Source organism: Psychrobacter pocilloporae, from assembly GCF_029872915.1.
Taxonomy (GTDB): domain Bacteria; phylum Pseudomonadota; class Gammaproteobacteria; order Pseudomonadales; family Moraxellaceae; genus Psychrobacter; species Psychrobacter pacificensis.
In genome coordinates this window covers 1,335,795-1,355,656 of the sequence record NZ_PGFT01000001.1, presented here as the reverse complement: position 1 = coordinate 1,355,656, position 19,862 = coordinate 1,335,795, and the positions used below count along the sequence as shown (strand labels likewise).

Annotated in this window: 19 protein-coding genes; 6 read left to right on the top strand and 13 right to left on the bottom strand. The window is 44.4% G+C overall.

What is annotated here, in order from left to right; genetic code table 11:
- Positions 1–112 precede the first annotated feature (112 nt).
- The 3 genes from CUR83_RS05905 to CUR83_RS05895 all read left to right on the top strand — a co-directional run bounded on the left by CUR83_RS05905 (position 113) and on the right by CUR83_RS05895 (position 2,714).
- Positions 113–1,522, top strand: a complete 1,410-nt coding sequence (locus tag CUR83_RS05905; RefSeq protein ID WP_093070944.1) for an MATE family efflux transporter — start codon at positions 113–115, stop codon at positions 1,520–1,522.
- Positions 1,523–1,633: 111 nt separating this feature from the next.
- The gene (locus CUR83_RS05900) at positions 1,634–2,365 is read left to right on the top strand and encodes an AzlC family ABC transporter permease (protein ID WP_093070941.1); all 732 of its coding nucleotides are present in this window, start codon (positions 1,634–1,636) and stop codon (positions 2,363–2,365) included.
- The gene (locus tag CUR83_RS05895; protein WP_093070939.1) at positions 2,355–2,714 is read left to right on the top strand and encodes an AzlD domain-containing protein; all 360 of its coding nucleotides are present in this window, start codon (positions 2,355–2,357) and stop codon (positions 2,712–2,714) included. The genes CUR83_RS05900 and CUR83_RS05895 overlap by 11 nt, the downstream gene beginning before the upstream one ends.
- 122 nt (positions 2,715–2,836) lie before the next feature.
- On the opposite strand, the gene purF is transcribed toward CUR83_RS05895, so the two are convergent.
- From purF to CUR83_RS05840, 11 genes are all read right to left on the bottom strand, one after another.
- Positions 2,837–4,372 (bottom strand): amidophosphoribosyltransferase, encoded by a 1,536-nt coding sequence (purF, locus tag CUR83_RS05890; RefSeq protein ID WP_093070936.1) that lies wholly within the window; start codon positions 4,370–4,372, stop codon positions 2,837–2,839.
- Positions 4,373–4,578: 206 nt separating this feature from the next.
- Positions 4,579–5,076, bottom strand: coding sequence for a CvpA family protein (locus CUR83_RS05885; RefSeq protein ID WP_284719284.1), 498 nt, complete (start codon positions 5,074–5,076; stop codon positions 4,579–4,581).
- Positions 5,077–5,106: 30 nt separating this feature from the next.
- Positions 5,107–6,141, bottom strand: coding sequence for a quinone-dependent dihydroorotate dehydrogenase (locus tag CUR83_RS05880; RefSeq protein WP_284719283.1), 1,035 nt, complete (start codon positions 6,139–6,141; stop codon positions 5,107–5,109).
- A 224-nt stretch (positions 6,142–6,365) separates the two neighbouring features.
- Positions 6,366–6,767: a DUF4870 family protein gene (locus CUR83_RS05875; protein ID WP_093070974.1), complete on the bottom strand. Its 402-nt coding sequence runs from the start codon at positions 6,765–6,767 to the stop codon at positions 6,366–6,368.
- A gap of 281 nt (positions 6,768–7,048) precedes the next feature.
- A complete protein-coding gene (gspM, locus tag CUR83_RS05870; protein ID WP_071001383.1) occupies positions 7,049–7,618 on the bottom strand; it encodes a type II secretion system protein GspM in 570 nt (189 codons plus the stop codon).
- Positions 7,619–7,651: 33 nt separating this feature from the next.
- On the bottom strand, positions 7,652–8,947 hold the full coding sequence (gspL, locus tag CUR83_RS05865) for a type II secretion system protein GspL (RefSeq protein WP_071001382.1): 1,296 nt from the start codon (positions 8,945–8,947) through the stop codon (positions 7,652–7,654).
- A 160-nt stretch (positions 8,948–9,107) separates the two neighbouring features.
- Positions 9,108–9,566, bottom strand: coding sequence for a SixA phosphatase family protein (locus CUR83_RS05860; RefSeq protein WP_058024979.1), 459 nt, complete (start codon positions 9,564–9,566; stop codon positions 9,108–9,110).
- 60 nt (positions 9,567–9,626) lie between these two features.
- A complete protein-coding gene (locus tag CUR83_RS05855) occupies positions 9,627–10,943 on the bottom strand; it encodes an NAD(P)H-dependent glycerol-3-phosphate dehydrogenase (RefSeq protein WP_071001381.1) in 1,317 nt (438 codons plus the stop codon).
- A gap of 122 nt (positions 10,944–11,065) precedes the next feature.
- On the bottom strand, positions 11,066–11,725 hold the full coding sequence (locus CUR83_RS05850; RefSeq protein WP_071001380.1) for a nitroreductase family protein: 660 nt from the start codon (positions 11,723–11,725) through the stop codon (positions 11,066–11,068).
- Positions 11,726–11,859: 134 nt separating this feature from the next.
- Complete coding sequence (gene zapE / locus CUR83_RS05845) at positions 11,860–12,960, bottom strand: cell division protein ZapE (RefSeq protein ID WP_071001379.1); 1,101 nt, start codon at positions 12,958–12,960, stop codon at positions 11,860–11,862.
- 90 nt (positions 12,961–13,050) lie between these two features.
- Positions 13,051–13,701, bottom strand: a complete 651-nt coding sequence (locus CUR83_RS05840) for an alpha/beta hydrolase (protein ID WP_071001378.1) — start codon at positions 13,699–13,701, stop codon at positions 13,051–13,053.
- Between the two features lie 290 nt (positions 13,702–13,991).
- On the opposite strand from CUR83_RS05840, the gene CUR83_RS05835 reads away from it, so the two are divergent.
- From CUR83_RS05835 to xseB, 3 genes are all read left to right on the top strand, one after another.
- A complete protein-coding gene (locus CUR83_RS05835; protein ID WP_071001377.1) occupies positions 13,992–14,360 on the top strand; it encodes a hypothetical protein in 369 nt (122 codons plus the stop codon).
- Between the two features lie 227 nt (positions 14,361–14,587).
- On the top strand, positions 14,588–16,120 hold the full coding sequence (gene xseA, locus CUR83_RS05830; RefSeq protein ID WP_071003576.1) for an exodeoxyribonuclease VII large subunit: 1,533 nt from the start codon (positions 14,588–14,590) through the stop codon (positions 16,118–16,120).
- Positions 16,121–16,178: 58 nt separating this feature from the next.
- Complete coding sequence (xseB, locus tag CUR83_RS05825; RefSeq protein ID WP_071001376.1) at positions 16,179–16,424, top strand: exodeoxyribonuclease VII small subunit; 246 nt, start codon at positions 16,179–16,181, stop codon at positions 16,422–16,424.
- Between the two features lies 1 nt (position 16,425).
- Here the strand turns inward: xseB and pncB are convergent, their stop codons facing one another.
- Positions 16,426–17,652 carry a nicotinate phosphoribosyltransferase gene (gene pncB, locus CUR83_RS05820; protein ID WP_071001375.1) on the bottom strand — a complete coding sequence of 409 codons (1,227 nt, stop codon included), beginning with the start codon at positions 17,650–17,652 and terminating at the stop codon, positions 16,426–16,428.
- Between the two features lie 295 nt (positions 17,653–17,947).
- On the bottom strand, positions 17,948–19,693 hold the full coding sequence (msrAB, locus tag CUR83_RS05815; RefSeq protein WP_379542890.1) for a bifunctional peptide-methionine (S)-S-oxide reductase MsrA/peptide-methionine (R)-S-oxide reductase MsrB: 1,746 nt from the start codon (positions 19,691–19,693) through the stop codon (positions 17,948–17,950).
- Positions 19,694–19,862: the final 169 nt, after the last annotated feature.

Here is a 19,862-nt window from a genome sequence, read left to right as displayed (position 1 = left end):
CTTTTGTCTTTATAGCAATTTTGCCTCACTTATCAAATGCGTTGCACTGCTGCTTTGCCAAAACCAAATAATATATTGCCCTCTTTATCGCCTCAGTATAAACGAGCCACCAATGCCAGCCAATACCTCAGCATCCAACGTCATGCCGCCTATCGATACCAGCTATAAGCGTATCATTGCCATTGCCCTACCTGTCCTATTGGCCAATCTCGCCATGCCATTGCAAAGTGTGATCGACACAGCGATTGTCGGTAATATGAATGAGACGGCCAAACTGGCTGGCATGGGTTTGGCAATACAGCTGTTGTCCTTGTTGCTCGTTAGCTTTAACTTTTTACAATACGCCTCCTCTGGTTTATCCGCGCAAGCTTTAGGACAACTGGCCAATCATACTGATAACAATGGGCGCACTGCGACAACAGCGTCACCGTTACTGTCTATTTTACAGCGCGCGTTGTTATTAGCCTTCTTAATCGGCGCAGTTTTGCTACTGGCCAAACCGTGGCTGATCGATGTTGGGTTACAAGTGTTATCAGCCAATCCTGAAAGTGGTCGCGCTGCAAAAATCTATTTGGATGTGCGATTTTGGGGAGTGATCGCTGAGCTGATGAACTTTGCCTTTATAGGTTGGTTTGCAGGGCAAGGCAAGACACGATATATGCTGTATCAGCAGGGATTTATTGCTCTGATCAATATCGTGCTGACTTTATTTTTTGTGTTCATTATGAATATGGGCTTGGTTGGTGTGGCATTGGGTACGACCATTGCGTTTTGGTTAGGTGTGTTACTAGCGTTATCACTAAGCCGCCATCACTTAAAGGTATCATGGACAGCTTTACTCAGAGCAGATAAGCAGCATTTTACAAAAAATAAAATGCTTAGGCTATTTTCTTTAAATAAAGATATTTTTGTCCGTACTCTTATCTTAACGCTCAGTTTTGCTTGGATTACTCGGCTATCGGCTCAAAGTGGCGATGTGATATTGGCCGCCAATGCCATTTTACTACAGGTATTGAGCATCTCAGCTTTTGCACTTGATGGCGTTGCTGTCTCTGCTGAGACGTTAAGTGGGCAAGCTGCTGGTCGGCGTGACTGGCCACGTTTTTTGATGATCATAAAACGCACGGGCATTGTCAGTTATAGCCTAGCAATCCTGCTGAGCGCTATCTGGTGGCTTGCAATGCCAAGTTATCTAGATTTTATGACCAATATTGAATCGGTGTTTGCCCTCGCCTATAAGTACCACCTATATGCCGTATTGTTACCCCTCGTGGGTGTTGGAGCCTACTGGTTAGATGGTATATTTTTTGGTTTGACAGCAGGCAATGTGATTCGTAATGCTGCACTGATACTAGCTGCTATTTTCTTTCCGTTGAGCTGGCTGCTTTATCAGCAATGGGATATGACCGGTATTTGGCTGAGTGTATGGTGCTTACTGCTATTGAGGCTAATTATCTTAGGCGGATTTTTGTACCGTGCTCATCAATCAGGTAGTTATGAGAAGCTACAGCCAGAGGCTTAAACACTTTTTATTGTACAGCCATCACATACCGTTTTGACGCAATACAGTGTTTATTTTTAAGTGTAAAACAATCCGTTTATAAAAACAGTGTAAGAAAATTTAGGATGCCATGTGACCACTCATTCAAACGAACTCAGTCATCAAAAAGAACGCACTCACGATTGGACTGAGGGCTTCAAAAAAAGCTTGCCCGTTGCCATGGGATATCTGCCTGCTGGTATTGCCTTTGGTGTACTTGCACAAGTTGCTGGTATTCCTGTATGGGCAACGGTTATGCTCAGCATTGTGCTCTATGCTGGAGCGGCTCAATATGCTTGTTTGCCAATGCTAAGCGCTGGTCTGCCGATCGGTAATATCGCGACCAATATCGCCGCCATTAATTTACGCCACGTGTTTTATGGTATACCACTATTGCAATATCTACCAAAACATAAACTGGCAAAAACGTATTGCTTATTTGCCCTGACTGACGAGACCTTTTCAGTCATGACCAGTTTGCCAAACGAGGCACGACAAGCACTCATACTCCCTATTAGCTTATTTAACCAAAGCTGGTGGGTGCTCGCGAGTGCCATCGGCGTGATAATTGGAAGTACGCTTAGTGACTTAATTCCACATTTGGATTTTGCCTTGGTTTGTCTGTTTGCAATTTTGGCTTATGAGCAATTTCAAAGTATTAAACGTTATTTCCCCATTGGCATCGCTGTCATTGGCTTGATTGTCGCGTCTTTATTCACTAGCGATTGGTTATTGTTGGTGGCTATCACTATCTGTATGTTGATGATTTTGGTACGTGGATTTTGGATGCAGCGTCATGAAATAGGAGAATCTTATGACCAGTAGTTATCTTATTTTTGCGACGCTTGCGATGGCGGCAGTGACGTTCATCACTCGTGCGTTACCAGCATTAATCCCTAGAAAAGTTTTAGATACGCCTTGGCTACATCGACTGAATGAGAGCTTACCGTTGTCAGTGATGGTGCTACTTATCTTAACCAGTCTGTCATATCAGAACTTGCCAGTGGATATTGCCTTGAGTGATCCTGAGCTACATCTGTTAATGGCACAGGTTTGCGCACTTGTACTGGTACTCTTTATTTACCATATTAGCCGCCAGCTCTTGGTTAGCATGGTCGTTGGTATTGCCGCGATCAATGGTTTTGTCTGGATATTTACCAACTTTTTGACTTAACAGCAGCTAACCTTATACCAACATTCAGTATTGATTTTACTGGTATTTTTGGAAAAAAAAAGCTGGACTCTTAATAGAATCCAGCTTTTTATTTTCAAGCAATATATTTATTGCTATCTGGCTTAAAGCTCTTCAACACCCATCATATCGACTGGGGTATCAGCCACTATCTGCACGCCTTTTTTACCAGTCTTGGCCGTATCATTACGCTGCTCTTGCAGATGGTCAAGATACGCTTCATTGATCTGGCCAGTAATGTAGCAGCCATTAAATACAGCACAATCAAACCCTTCGACTCTGCTGTGCTTGGTATCTTTGACGGCATCGATCAAATCATCTAGGTCTTGGAAGATCAGACGGTCAGCACCAATGATCTCACGTACTTCCTCAACACTATTGCCTGAGGCAATCAGCTCGGTACGCACTGGCATGTCAATGCCGTATACGTTTGGAAACTTGACTGGTGGCGCGGCACTCGCAAAAAACACTTTATTAGCACCTGCATCACGCGCCATTTGAATGATCTCATGACACGTCGTACCACGAACGATTGAATCATCAACCAATAGTACGTTTTTGCCTTTAAACTCTAACGGCACCGCGCTTAGCTTTTGACGAACGGACTTTTTGCGCTGCTGTTGACCTGGCATGATAAACGTACGACCGATATAGCGGTTTTTCATAAACCCTTCACGGTACTTGACGTTCATTTTTAGCGCCAGCTCCATCGCTGAGGTACGTGAAGTATCTGGAATCGGGATGACCACGTCAATGTCATGATCTTCGCCCCACTCTGCAAGGATTTTGTCAGCCAATTTTTCACCCATACGTAGGCGTGATTTATAAACTGAGATATTATCCATAATAGAATCTGGACGGGCAAAGTACACATATTCAAAGATACAAGGCGTATATTCTTTTGGCGCTACGCATTGATACGTATGTAGCTTATGGTTCAAATCAATAAAAATAGCTTCGCCTGGTTTTACATCACGAACGATAGTGAAGCCAGAACCTGTCAATGCGACTGATTCAGAGGCGACCATATATTCGGTGCCGCCGTTTTCTGCCATGCGCTTACCAAAGATAAGCGGACGAATACCGTTTGGATCGCGGAACGCTAGTAATCCATGACCAGTAATCAAGGCCACAACGCCATAAGCCCCTTCACAGCGTCTATAAACGGCTTTTACCGCTTCAAAGATGTCATCGGCTGTTGGATGCGTCTTACCTAGATTTTGCATCTCATGTGCGAGTACGTTCAGCAGCACTTCAGAATCTGAATCGGTATTGAGGTGGCGACGATCTTCGATATACAAAGACTTTGCCAAACTCTCAGCATTGGTCAAGTTGCCATTATGCGCAAGCGTGATACCATAAGGTGAGTTAACATAAAATGGCTGGGCTTCAGCGCTACTAGAAGTACCAGCAGTTGGGTAACGAACGTGACCGATACCAAACTTACCGACCAGCTTCATCATGTGACGATTCATAAATACGTCACGTACCATACCGTTTTCTTTACGTAGGTAAAGTCGACCATCTTGCAAAGTAACAATACCTGCTGCATCTTGCCCGCGATGCTGTAGCATCGTTAAACCGTCATAAAGTATCTGATTGACTGGCTCATGAGCTGCAACTCCAATGACTCCACACATATAGCTATATCCTATTTAACTCATACATTAGTACGACAATAACGGCAAAACTGCTGACAGTATGTGGCTAAAATCACGCACTGTCGTCCACCGCTAACCTGATGATTTTGCAAGAAACTTCATGATAATTTTTGATCATCTGTTTTCGATGATCAGTGACACATGTAAACGTTTAGAAGTATAAAAAGAATTAGAACAATAGAAAATTACGACTGATTGACTTGATCCCAAGCCATGCCCAACACATCTGATACCAATGCTTTCCCCATAGGTGCATAAGGTAGCAGCTCAGGGGCAAGGACTGAGGTTTGCCATTGCGGCATTTGTACTAGTAGTGGCGCAGTCACACTTAACACAACCAATACCATGAGTACATTTTTGGCAGCACCAAGCACCCCGCCCGCCATTTTATCGACTACGCCCAGACGCAGTGTCTTGAGCACACCTGAGAATACAAAAGCCACCAAGTGCATAACTGCCAATATCACAATCACCACCAGCAAAAAGGCCAGGGCCATTTGTAGTACGGGACTTTGGACAACACCAGACAACTGAGGCGATACCGATCCTGCGAGCCGAGTCGCAGCGATAAGAGCGATAAACCAGCCTACTAAGCCAACCGCAGTTTTGATCAGGCCAACTTGAAACCCACGCCACAATCCAATCAAGACAACAATAGCAATCACAATATCTAGACCGCTCATATTTTGCGCCTCACCATCTTATTCACTTGACTAGCTTTCCATGGCATCATAATAGCCACCGATTGCTTGAATACAAGACTGTACTAGCCCAGGTCCTCTATATATAAGACCTGTATAGAGCTGTACCATGTCTGCACCTGCTTCGATTTTTTTGACGGCTTTGGCACCACTATCGATACCACCCACACCTATCAAAGCAACTTTACCATCTAGCTGATCAGAGAACTGTTGTAAAATCTGGGTACTAATGTGGCTCACCGGACGACCTGACAAGCCGCCCATTTGATCACCATCACGTAGGTCTTCGACACCCACACGGCTCAACGTCGTATTGGTTGCAATCAAACCGTCAATTTCAAAGTCTAATAATTGCTGTGAGATATAGCCAACTTGCAGTGGCTCTAGATCAGGCGCAACCTTGAGCACCAATGGCACATAAAACCCATATTCAGTCGCCAGCTGACTGTGACGGTTTTTAATCGTATCCATCAGCTGGGTCAGAGCCTCACCACTTTGCAAGTCACGTAAGTTTTTGGTGTTTGGCGATGAGATATTGACCGTAATATATGAGGCATGCGGATAGACACGCTCTAAGCAATACACATAATCGTCTGCGGCTTGCTCTACCGGCGTGTCGGCATTTTTACCAATGTTGATACCGATATTGCCTTTGTATTTGCAGCGTTTGACATTGTCAATCAGATAATCAACGCCTTCATTATTAAAACCCATACGGTTGATGATGGCGTCTGCTTGCTTGATTCTAAACAGTCTTGGCCTATCGTTACCCGCTTGCGGTCTTGGCGTGACCGTACCTACTTCTATAAAACCAAAACCCAGCTCAGCTAGCGCGTCAATGTAGTCACCGTTTTTGTCCAAGCCTGCAGCAAGACCCACTGGATTAGAGAACTGTAATCCCATACAGTCAGTAGGCTGCATCGACTGACCATACGCCAAACCTAAAACACGCGCTTTATGTGCTTTATCCAATAAAGATAGCGTCATCTCATGGGCGTGTTCGGGATCCATATTAAACAAAAAAGGACGAAGTAAGGCATAAGACATAGTGATGGCAAACCCTGCTCGAAAGAAATAGTGGATAAAGAATATGAATGAAATCAGGCGGAGCGATTATATCAGCTTAACAGAAACAAGCGCAAAGTTTCACACGGTAAATTTCCACATTTAACCCGCCGTCAGCGCATATAAGCATTTATTAAATAGCCATAATAATTCACTGTCTTTTAAGCTCAGCTGAATCAACAGCGAAAGACAACTAGTATATTATATCAAGGTACTGGGCGACCGTCAGTGAGTGCAATCCAACCACGTATAATTCGATATAAATGCCAGATAAAGGTGAATGTCACAATCAACAGACCAAAGCCAGCCAGTAACGTCGAACCAATAGCAATATTGCCACTATCAGCTAGCATACTCACACCAAAACCACCTAAAGCAAAAACTGTGATGACAATACCAATAATAAACCAAACGATACTGTACCAAAACGTTTTGATTTGCCAATCAAAATGCGTGGATAACCATGTACCATCAGCATCGTGACGCTTGGCATAATTCATCACAATCGGCACGATCCACAGCAGACCAGCGGTAAAATAGCTAATCACATATAAGAAATAAGTGATGTGATTGTAAATGGTTAAAGAACGGCGCTTATCGTTGCTCATACTGTCACTCATTGGTTTGCGTTGTCCTTGCTGGTCAGTAATCTTGTCTGCTGAAAACTATGCTCATCAGTATCGTTATGAAGAAAGTGCTTTACGCTAAATATCTATCGTTAGCAGTGGCTAATAAACATTTAATGGTGACAGATAAAAGGCTTTTCAATGACATCTAACTCAAAATGCCATTTGAAAAACGAGTTACTAATAAATTGGATTGGAACATATCATGTTCTGTTACTCATATTCTACTATTAAGACCATACCTGCCACTAAACAGTATCGAGTTATAAAGTGACAGTGGCTTGCACTTGGATAGATTTATTCGTTAGGTCTTGCTGCATGGATAACTGCGTGAACTGCCAACCTTGCTGCTCTAACTTGCCAAGAGCGGTACTTACGACAGCTTGACTGGGGTGGATAAAGCTTAACTGCACCGAATCACCAGCCGCAACGACCTGAGCATCTGTAATTCCTGTGGTATTTAGCAGCGCACTAATTCGATTGGCAGGCGGCATGTCAGCCTCTCCATTAGCGTTATTGCCAGCACTTAATGCATTACTATCGATATTACCTGCTTGCGCCCGCAACCAAAAATAATCAGCCACTTGTTCCTGATAATCATTTTCGCTCTCTTTTGCCGCTTGATGAATGCTATAACCACCATAACCGCCGATAAACACCAACAAAAATACGGATAATATAGCTAACGCTAGCTGATCGCGTGGTGGTAATGCTTGCCAGCGCGTTGATAGCATATTTTGGTAACTGCTCATACGCTCAGAGAATGCGTGCGCCTTAGTATTGGTTGCAGAGACAGCTGCACTGCGTTTGGTACGGCGCTGTAATTGTTTCATGTTTTGACCTTTTCTTACCAATACACTGATGAATTATGATGCTGCCGGAGTGTTCGCCGTATCGCTGTTTTCCACCACATCCACAGTGACCTGAGCACTAAATTGACCTTGATCATTACTACTCACTTGCGCAAGCTTGGCATTCAAACCTTGCGCTATTAGCGTGCTCGTGAATTGATCCAAACTGCCACGATCAGGTGCAATGAGCGTAAAACTGAGTGCAGATGGCTGCATCACTAGCGTCTGCGCACGCAGTGAAGATTGTTTGATTAAGGGTGATATCTTTGACAGCGCTGCCATGTGTGATGCAGGTGCCTGGCTGTCGCTAAGCAGTTTTGGCTGTAATTGTACTTGGAGCTTGGTTCGAGTGCTGAGGGGCTCATCAGTGAACCAAGATTGATATTGCGCTGCTATTTCAGTCTTGGTGGCAGCTGTTGCCTCATTATACTGGTACCACTGCACCCCATCGGTTGCCATCTGTAGCACTAAGGCCGATAACGCAACCATCATTGCTACCCGTAAATACGGTGATAACTGTGAGTCGGTTGATTTGATAAAGAAGTTCAGCGCATGACGTTCTGGGTTGTCAATGGGCGCTGGTGTCGTGGGCAAGCTCGTTAATAACAGCTGGTGATCAGCGATCAGCGCTTTAGTTTGCGCCATAGAACTGGTAGTCGCTGATGTTGCTGGGATATCATTGATACCCATACTATCCATTTCATTAGTGGCTGAATCACTGGTAGCAAGGCTATTGGCTTCAATAGAAGTCAGCAACATCACTTCGCTTAAATGCGGAAAGCGCTCAAAGATCAACGGCAAATAGCTGACAGCCATACCTTGGCGCAATGATTGGCGCAATAGCAGAGTCTGCTCGTCTTGATATAATGTCACTTGCTGACCTGCACCTTCTTCTGGCGGCAGCAGTAATAGGAAATCTGGCAGTAGTGCCACTATATTCATACCCACGAGTTGAGCACTTTGCTGCCATGCCTCAATATCGCTTTGTGCCAATGCGTACAGCTGCGTCGTATCAGTATGGCTCAACTGACGAATAACCAATTGCTCAACTGGCGTTAGGGAGGTTTCTTCAAACAAATACTGCTTACCACTATTACCCAGCTGCTTGAGCTGAGCATTATTAAGCGCTGTTTCTACTTGCAATACATGACTTGAGGGGAAATATAAACAAATTGCCTTTTGGCCATTCGATTTATGATGACCATAGATAGTTTGTAACTGTTGCCAACCATCAACCGTCTGCCATTGATGTACATCTTCGCGCCAGACAGCTAGCGGACTATGCTGCGCTCGTAACCAAACATGTAACACTAAACGTGTCCTCGATTATTGCTGCGGTTATAAAAGTACTGTGATGAAGCAGTGCTACTATTTAGAAAGGATTGAGTCATTTTATCTGCTGAGCCAGTCGCTTAATTGGCATGATTGCCTCACTCTGAATTCACCCTATCTAAGAAATGGCTAAGTCAGCCTAGTATGGTTGGTCAGGTACAAAACGATCCACTTCAGTGGCCATCCCAGTCATAACAAACTCCATTTCAAACACTCTGGCTTCTGCCAAAGAGAATGACTCAGGATAATCACCAGTCAACAAGCCTGCGATATAAGCAACGATTGACATATGACAAACAACGACCAGACATTCTGCATCAATATTCGCAATATCAATTAAAGCCTCACGGGCATCATCAGAGGGCGTGATATTATCTTGTACTGTTGAAAGTACGTTGGGCATTCGTGACTGGAATGCAGCCAGCGTCTGCTGCGCCCTATCATAAGGACTGACGATAAAACAATCTGGATGATAGTGTGTGGTCACATACTCTGCCGTCTGTGCCGCTTGCTGTTGACCAAAGTCAGTCAGCTGACGCGCACTATCCGGACGCGTCTCATCTTCGGCTTGACCATGACGTACTAATATAATTTTCATAACCTTCCTTGGTGCGCGGAGTTAGTACTGTCTCTCAATAGTACCTTTTAATAAAATATCTTACTTATCAGCATCGCTATTTTTACTTTTGGCGTCGTCTTTGGTATTGTCTTTAGCGCTGTTACTTGAGTTTTTCATATGAGCGGTAAGCGCAGCATTGCTATGATCATGCGCCATCACAAACTCAACATCACTACGGAATCCCGCTTCCATCAAATGTAGTGCCACGCCTAATGCTGCTTTATCTTCATAAATGACCGCATAGAGCGCATGGGTGATAGGCATATAGATGCCCGCTTTAGTGGCTTTTTCGTGGACTTGCTGAATCGTATTGACCCCTTCAGCAGTTTGACCCAGTTTTTTGACGGCAGCATCAATACTCATGCCGCGACCGAGCATATTACCAATACGATAGTTGCGGCTTAACTCTGAGCTACAAGTGGCATATAAATCCCCCACTCCTGACAAACCTAAAAAGGTTAGCGGATTGGCCCCCTCTTCAACACCGAAACGACTCATTTCTGCCAAGGCACGAGTAAGGATCATTGCTTTGGTATTTTCACCCACTTCATAAGCAGCTGCCATACCCATGGCGATGGCATAGATGTTTTTGAGCGCGCCGCCAAGCTCGACACCGCGTACATCGTCACTTGCAAACACCCTAAAAAAAGCACTGTGCAAAGCTGCTTGTACCGCATGACGCAATGGCTCAGACTCACTTGCAATCACCGTGGCAGACGGCATGTTTTTCATGATTTCTATGGCAAGGTTTGGCCCTGACATAACACCGAAATTCACTTCAGGCAACACTTCTTTAATAATGTCGCTCATCATGGCAAAGGTATCTTTCTCCATTCCTTTGGTCAACGATACGATAGACTGCCCACTGATCAAAGGCGCAATGTTTTTTACCGTTTCGCGAAAAGCCAATCCCGGCACGGCGATAAAGATAATATCTTTGTCTTTGACGGTAGCCGCCAAATCATGACTGTATTTCAAACGGTCATCAAGCTTGTAGCCAGGCAGATATTTTTTATTGGTTTGAGTTTTTGCCATCGCTTTTACCGTACGTTTATTACGTACCCACAGCGTAGCATCGCAGCCATTACGCGCAGCCAAGTTTGCCATTGCCGTACCAAAGCTACCACCACCTAAAAACGCCAAACGCAGCTTGGTAGGGTTGCTGTGAATATCTGCCATGTCTTTTGCGACTGCTGACTCAACTGGACTGCGCGTTGATTTTTTACGACCGATGCCTGACTTACTTGCACGCTCTAAGATACTTGCCAACATACCATTTTGTTTTTCAGACGTATTGTTGCCCGCCTCATTGTTAGCGCTGTTGTTATTTTTATTGCTATCGTTAGGACTTGTCATGTTCTTTTATCCATGTTGACTGACTTATTCTCATAGGAGCTACTGTTCCCAGATATCTCCGATACTCGGGCTCGCGGTCTTTTTGAGGTAATAATTTTACCAAGAGACAGCACTGAGTCAAATTACGACTCGAAGCGTACTAACGGCTCGATATCAATAGGTTTGCGTTTGGATTCATCTTTTGGACTAGTGCCAGTATAAACAAAAGCGGTCACATAATCATCTGGACCCACATCAAAATAAGCTTTTACCGCAGGCTCATTACATAACAACCCAGTACGCCAAACTGTACTAAATCCCTGAGCTTTGAGTGCCAGTATCAAATTTTGCACAGCAGCACCTGCACTGAGCATTTGCTCAAAAGGTGGCACTTTTTTATGCTCTTGCATTTGCGTCACGACCGTTATGATAACAGGTGCTCGGAGCGGCATGGTATGGGTTTTTTTGATGGTTTTCTCAGACAGCTCTTCGCCATCTTTGAGCGCTTTTTCTTTTGCTGCGGCTACCAAAGCATTACCTAACTCGTGACGTGCCTCTCCTTGGGTCACAATAAAGCGCCATGGACGCAGTTTTTTGTGATCGGGCGCTGTCGCTGCACACCCAATAGCAGACTCGATTTGATCCCGTGTTGGCGCTGGTGTATCCAAATTGCCCATGCTGCGTCTTGAATTAATCCAACCAATCAGCTCTTCACTGCTAGCTGAGACATCATTTGTGGCTACATTTTTAACGGGCAGTTTATTGTCCTGTGGCGCTTGGTTATTTTCATCTGTTGTCGTCATTGCCTGTCCTTACTTATTATTATTTATTTCTTTTTACGAACTACTTTTAAATCTGATACTTGTCATTGAAAATACTAAGCACCGAATGCGAAAAAATATTTAAGCTGTAGCAATGCTGTTTTAAAAAACATCCACTACGCAGCATCTTCGACGCGGTGATCCATGCGTAGATAATCTTCTGATTGCATCTCAAGCAAGCGTGAGCGGGTACGCTCAATCTCAAACGCTAGCTTTTCCCCTTGATACAAGTCCAAAATCGATTGCTCTGCGCGTACCAACAGTTTTACACGGCGATCATAAAACTCATCGACCAGATAAATAAAACGGCGCGTTGGATCACGCAAATCATCATCTAAAGCGGGTACTGAATCAACTAATACCGTGCTGAATTGTTTTGCAAGTTCAATAAAATCAGATGCCGAGCGCGGTGCCATGCACAGATGTCGAAAATCGCAAAACAAGATATCTTCGGTACGCGCGTTGATTGGGATCTCGCGGCCATTGATAATAATCGGGTCATTGCTGATTTTTTGATTATTAGACAAGCTGGCAAAGCGGTTGGCGAGCCAGTGATGGTTGGCTTTGGTCATTGGTGATTCGTACAACTCTGCTTGCTGAAGCACGCGCAGACGATAATCAACACCGGAGTCGATATTCATCACAGTCGTATGGCTCTCAACCTCTGCAATGGCGGGTAGAAAACGGTCGCGGTGCAAACCATCTTTGTATAAACCAGAAGGCTCGATGTTTGAGGTAGCCACCAAAGTGATACCGCGATTAAACAGCATCGTAAACAAATCACCCAAAATCATCGCATCAGAGACGTTAGACACAAAAAACTCATCAAAACAGATAACGACCGCTTCTTTATAAATAATATCGGCGACTTTTTCGAGTGGATCACTTTCGCCTTGAAGCTTATTCAACTCCTGATGAACACGCTGCATAAAATGATGGAAATGCAGACGCATTTTGCGCTCAATGGTCAATGAATCATAAAACATATCCATCATCCACGTCTTGCCGCGACCGACACCGCCCCACATATATAATCCAGTTGGCGCGGCAGGCTTAGATTTTAAAAACCCAAAGAACCCTTTCTTTTGCGGTGCGCTATTGATGAGCTGATGGTAGATCTCATCAAGATAGCTCATGGCCTGAAATTGCTGCTCATCCCGAGTAAACTCATCGGTACTGACGGCTTTCTCGTAACGTTGCAATGGAGATAAACTCATAATACGACTCATCGTTGGATTAAATAAATATCAAAATATTGGAGTGGCTAAGTGCTACCCTAAAACATAAATTAGCGGTTAAGGTTAAAACTACGTATTACTATGCGTTTCTAATAACTTTTTGAGCTCTGATAATCGACCGTGAAAAAAGTGACCAGCACCATCGACAACGCTTACTGCAATTCCTAAACGATCTGCAAATGCCTGCATATTTTCAGGCGCGATTACTTCATCCGCATTGCCATAAATCTCAAAGGTTTTATCAGCGGGTAAATTGATATCAGTACTGTCATTTTTTTCAACTGAGGGTGCGATAAGCGCGATTTTTGACACGTCAAAATCACCCAATCCCCATATATGCGCGGCTTCAAGTACTTGCTCAGCCACGCGGGCAGTGACATAACCACCAAAAGAAAAACCGCCCAGCCATAGCTTTCGGGCATTGGTTTGTTCAGCAATCCATTGTAGCACGGTCATTGCATCGACCACTTCACCTTCCGCATAATCATGCTCGCCTGTCGATTGGCCAACACCGCGAAAATTAAAGCGCACCACATGCATACCATTGTCACGGGCAAAGCGGTACATAGTCGTGACCACTTTATTGTTCATTGTCCCATCGAACAACGGATTGGGATGACACAGCAGCGCAACGGTATCTGTATTTGGGTCGTTAGGATTGTCATTTTGCCATAGTGCGTCGACCTCGAGCACACCAGCAGGAGCAGGAATCAATTGCATAGTATTACTTATTAATAAAAATGAATGGCTCAATTATCCTAGATATGATTTTTATTTCAAGTGATTTGCTGTGTACGGGTGCGACTTGTTTTATGTTAGGCCAAAGTTGATGCCCAGCAGCTGAGTATATGATTTATTTAAGCACGCTTTTTTTGTCATAAATTGGATAGGTAATACTGCTGTAATACCGCACACAATAAGCGTCTAGACAGGTAATATCTAGATGCGCTACATTCATGAAGCTTTGCCTATCGCTAAGACGTTCTGTTTATATACATTAGGAATTATTTATGAATACCTTTAACAAAACTGCCAGTTTAGGTGCAATATTGGCCAGTGCGCTCGTTTTAAGCGCTTGTCAAAGCACGCCATCATCACCAGTGATTCAACGTGCCAACTCTATTTATGAAACCACAGGAATCGCTGATACCAAAGTCAAAGCGCAGCAAAATGCAATTGATAGTGCGCAAAAAACCTGTCGAAGCAAACAAGTCATTATTGTTGATGACAATGTCAAATATAATGGTATCTTAAATGAACGTACTGGCCGTATGGTTGGGCAAGTGGGTTCCGTGGTCGGCTCAATCTTTGGCACGGGCACGCCAGATTTGTCACGCAATGATGATTATGAATACAAGATCAATTTTCGTTGCCAGTAACTCTCTATCAGCAACTCTCTAAATGAGCGACGCCATTTGCGTTTCTCTAGCATCACCTGACATACTGTGATTGATGGAATAGCCAACAAGCCGCGATATGGATGATATATCAATCAAAGCTTGTTGGCTTTGCTTTTTGTGCGCGCCCTTTTGGGTTAAACTATCCGCTATCGTATTCAGCATATCTTCATCAGTCTTTATATTTTCATTATCTTTGGTCTTATATCATGCGCAAACCTAACCTTTCAAATATCAAACAGGCCAAAGTACTCGCACCTGCCAAAGATTTGGCCACTCTAGAGGCCGAGCTCGCTGAGCAAGAAGACCATTTAGAGGATACGGTCCTACGCCTGAGTGATTACTTATCCGCGGTTGAAATGGTCATCAAACAGACCTTTGACCACCGGGTATGGGTCAAAGCTGAAATCCGTAATCTGTCGAGCAAGGGTGGTCACTATTATTTTGAATTGGCAGAAAAAGACGATGATGGCAAAGTGGTCGCCAGCTGCCGCGGCAACCTTTGGCGCTTTAAAGCGGCTCGTGTATTAGCCAAGTTTGAGCGCGCAACGGGTATGCCGCTTGAGCGTGACTTGACCGTACTCCTTAAAGTATCGGCAGGATTCCATCCCCAGTACGGTTTTTCAATCACGATTGAGGATATCGATCCCAGCTATACCCTAGGCGACTTGGCACGGCAGTATGCAGAAATGGTTGATCGCTTAACAGGCGAAGGGCTATTACACCTCAATCAGCAGCTGCCTACCCCTTTTGATATCGAGCATGTGCTGGTCATCGCGCCTGAAAAGGCGGCTGGATTGGGTGACTTTCAAGCAGATGCGGATCGCTTAGCCAGTACAGGTGCTTGTCATTTCCACTACCATAATGCGACTTTTCAAGGCAATCATGCACCCGCTGAGATACGCCAAGCCATCGTTAGTGCTCAGCAGCAGTTTTATGAAATTTATCAGCGTTTGCCTGATTTATTGGTGATTATTCGCGGCGGCGGTGCGGTTGGTGATTTGGCTTATCTTAATGATTATGAGCTGGCAGCGTTGGTGGCTGAGCAGCCTGTGCCTGTCTGGGTGGGTATCGGTCATGAGCGTGACAAAGTCATCTTAGATGAAGTGGCGCACACCAGCTTTGATACGCCCTCAAAAGTGATTGCCGCTATCCATAGTCATTTAGCCCAGCTCGTCACTCAGACGCTACAATATCAAGCGCAAATCAAACAAGCCGCTCAGCGCCAACTCAATACGGCGGAACAACAAAGCACACGCCAGTTGAGCCAAATACAGTCGCAAACTATTGGGCAACTCACCGCTCTGCGAAAAGACAATGATTATGCGTGGCGCAGCATTCAACAAAGCGCACAGCGTCAAGTAAAGCAAGCCGCTAGACTGACGGCTGAGCGATATACACAAACGCAAACCTCGGCACGTCAACAACTGACGAAAGCCGCGACCAATAGCAAAACTCATCAAGAATCGATTATGCAAAACGTGCAGCAGCAAGTCATACAATCACAGCGTGATAGCGAACATCTACGTGATATTGTGCTATTACATCGCCCGTCTCGCGTGCTCAAACAAGGCTATGCCATGCTCACGGATGCCAAAAACAACCAAACGCTCACGACCAGCACCCAACTGTCTCCTGAGCAAACCGTCAATATCATTTTAAAAGATGGCAATGCAAAAGCGCAGATTATCGATGTCAATATCGACAAGAAAGCGACTGAAACCTCAGACATGCCCATTTAATCATATAATAATATCTAACAACTACTTATCTACTTACCTTTAACAATTAGGAAATTTTATGACCACCCCTACTCGCAGACGCAAAAAAGCCGCCCCAAAAACCTTTAAGGCGGCTTACGATATTTTAAAAACCAATGCGGCCGAATTACAGCAACAAGACGAGCCTGATATTGATAATCTGATGACCACGGTTGAAGAGTCTATTGCGGCTTATCGCGTTTGCGAAACCCGTATTAACGCGGTACAGCAAGCATTGGATGCGGCCTTCGCCGAAGAAAAATCTACTAGCAGCACGGACAGTTAGTTTATTCAGGCTCATCAACTTCAAAGACTTGGCGTAGATAGGCAAGATACGTGTCATTATTGATCATGGTCTTGCCTGGGCTATCAGACAGCTTGGCCACTGGCTGACCATTGCACTCTACTAATTTGAGCACGATATTAATCGGTGTGATGCCCATGTCATTGGTCAAATTGGTGCCAATGCCAAAGCTGGTTCTAATACGATCTTTGAAGTATTGATGCAGCTCCCAAGCCTTTTCTAAATCCAGCCCATCACTGAAAGTCAAAATCTTTGTCTTTGGATCTATTTTTAATTTTTCATAATGTGCCACTGCCTTATCACCCCAGATGTAAGGGTCGCCACTATCGTGACGCAGCCCATCAAAGAGCTTGGCAAAATACAAATCAAAGTCGCGCAAGAACGCATCCATACCAACCACGTCTGTCAATGCAATACCCAAATCACCGCGATATTCATGCACCCATGCTTCAAGCGCTGCCTTTTGTGAATCGCGCAGACGTACATCCAATGCCTGAAATGCCTGCATAAACTCATGTGCCATCGTGCCTATCGGCGTCATGCCAAGCTGCTTTGCCAGATATACATTAGAAGTACCGCCTACGATTTTTGGCGCAGCCTTGTATAGTGTCTCTACCACATGCGCCTGCCAGCGTTTGCTAAAGCGTCGACGCGTTCCAAAATCAGCGACGATAAACGGCGGCGTATTACGATCTTCTTTTTTCTGCTCTGCCGCATATTGATGCAGCAATGCCACTTTTTCATCAAGGCGGCGCTGTCCTTCTACAATCACACTATCGTCAGATAACGCATTAAAATAAAGCTCATTGACGATAGCCAGCACAAATACTTCAAAGAACATTGCCTGAATCATCGGCCCTTCGATGTCGATAGACAAACGACCTTTTTCATCGATACTGACGGTAATAAACCGGCGTTTTAACTTAAATAATTCTAGATAATCAACAAAGTCTGAGCGCATAAAGCGCAAACCACGTAGGTAGTCCAGCTCATCTGGCAAAAAGCGCAGTTCACACAGACTGTCTAGTTGCTGCTCTAGATCTTTTTTGATATTGGCGAGTGGATAAGCGGTGTCTTTATGATTGCGGCAGCGAAAACGGTAGACCCCATGCGTCTGCGGAAATTGATGCAACATGGCTTGCAACATCGTAAATTTGTACAAATCATTATCAAGCAGTGAGGTAATAATAGGTGAATAAGTAGCAGTCATGCTATGGCCTTAAAAGTGCAGAAATGAGAAACAAGTGTCACCGAATCAACCAAGCGACCTTATGTCTGAATAATAAATAACATCTGGATAATAGACGCCCATAAAGTATGCGTCATCCATAAACCATCCAGTATAACGAAGTTTGGTATTGATGTCAGAGTTCGCATGAGATTGCAGCAAAATTCGTACAACTAGCGAAAATGATCATCGAATATCTAACAGTACATGGTACAAAAAAGACGCTAAGAGTGAACTTAACGTCTTTTTTATTTATTCAAAGGTGGCAATAAAACGACTATGATTTCACCAGTTTTACCAATGGTGCATAGCCCGATTGCGGCATCACATCGACTGGGATGAACTGTAGCGCCCCGCCATTGATACAATAACGCAGCCCGCCACGGTCTTTTGGACCATCAGAAAATACATGACCTAAATGTGAATCTGCTACGCGCGAGCGCACCTCAGTACGTACCATATTGAATGCCGTATCTTGATGCTGAGTAATCACTTGCATATCAATAGGCTTGGTAAAGCTGGGCCAGCCGCACCCTGACTGGTATTTATCAGTCGACAAAAACAGCGGCTCACCGCTCACCACGTCGACATAAATCCCTGGTGCAAATAAATCGTCATATTCATGACTAAAAGCACGCTCCGTCCCAGCCTCTTGCGTGATATTGTATTGCGCTTTGGTCAAGGTATTCTTTAGCGCATCTTTGTCAAATTTAGCATAGCGCTTGGGATCTAACGTCTCAGCAATAGTCTCAACTGGCGCAAGCTTGGTGCGAGCTGCCCCTTCAGGCTTATCATCAGCAAGACTCAAATCAATATGACAATAGCCATTTGGATTTTTTGCCAGATAATCCTGATGATACATCTCAGCCAAATAAAAATTATCTAAGGGTTCATTTTCGACCACGACTTTTTGCTCATATTTGCTTTGTACACGCTTGAGCGCAGCATCAATCACCGCTTTGTCTTCTTTGTCAGTGTAATACACACCTGAGCGATACTGCACACCGCGATCATTGCCTTGCTTGTTCAGACTCGTTGGATCAACCACTCGGAAATAGTATTTTAAGATGGTATCGAGGTCTGTTTTGTCGGCATCATAGGTAACTTTTACGGTTTCTGCATGACCTGAGCCACGAATGACTTGCTCATAGCTTGGATTGGCTGTATCGCCATTGGCGTAACCTGATACGGCATCGATGACGCCATCAACGCGCTCCATATAAGCTTCAACACCCCAAAAACAGCCCCCTGCAAGGTAGATTGAGCGGGTGTTGATTGGTTTGCCGGTCTCATTGTAGTACACGCCATCTTTTTGCTTGATGGTTTCGATTTTATTGTTATCTGATGCTTGTGCATTGGCAGGTTTAGCGTTACCTGCTTTGAGCTCAGCGAAGCCATTATCTGCATTTTCGGCAAGTGCGTAGGCTTGCTCTACTGATATATTACCTTTTACCAAGTGTACTAGATTGCCATTTTTATCAAGGATAGCCCAGCTTGGATAAACTTGTACACCAAGCTTATTGATAAGTTCACCTGAAGGGTCAGTCAAGACAGGCAAGTTTGGGTGGTCCGCTTGTACGCCTGCATACCAAGTACTAAACTCACCATCCGCTTTTTCATTCAGGTGACCAGGACTGGCGACAGTCATGACATTCAGCCCTGAAAATTTAGGATCAGTGCGCCATGTCTCAGTCTCCTTTAACGTTCCCAAGCATAACGGGCACCAACTCGCCCAAAATTTTACCAAGGTTGGCTTATTAGGATCAATCACTGCCGCACCTGTGTCGCCTAAGCCGCTCGTTAGCTGCGGCAATGCTTGCATTTGTTTGAGCATGTCGGAAGGCAACATGTCACGAGAGCTTGTGACACCAGTATTTTGACTACCTGATTTGGTACTACTGCTTGCGCTGCTTTCTGCATTACTCATCTGGCCACAGGCGACTAATATGCCTGCACTTAGCACTGTTGTCATGCTAAAGGCGCTAACATTTTTTAGCCAGCTTGGTGAGCGAGGTTTCTTAATTTCTTCATGATTACTATTTTTTTGATTGTTTTTATATGACATGACATGTCCTTGTTACGAATGGTGCGAGTTTTGGCAACCATGAGCGATAAATAGCTCAAAATTCTATTATGAGGGAACTCAAGTTAAAGAGATAAGACTTTGAAAAATGGTGGAGAGACAGTGATTC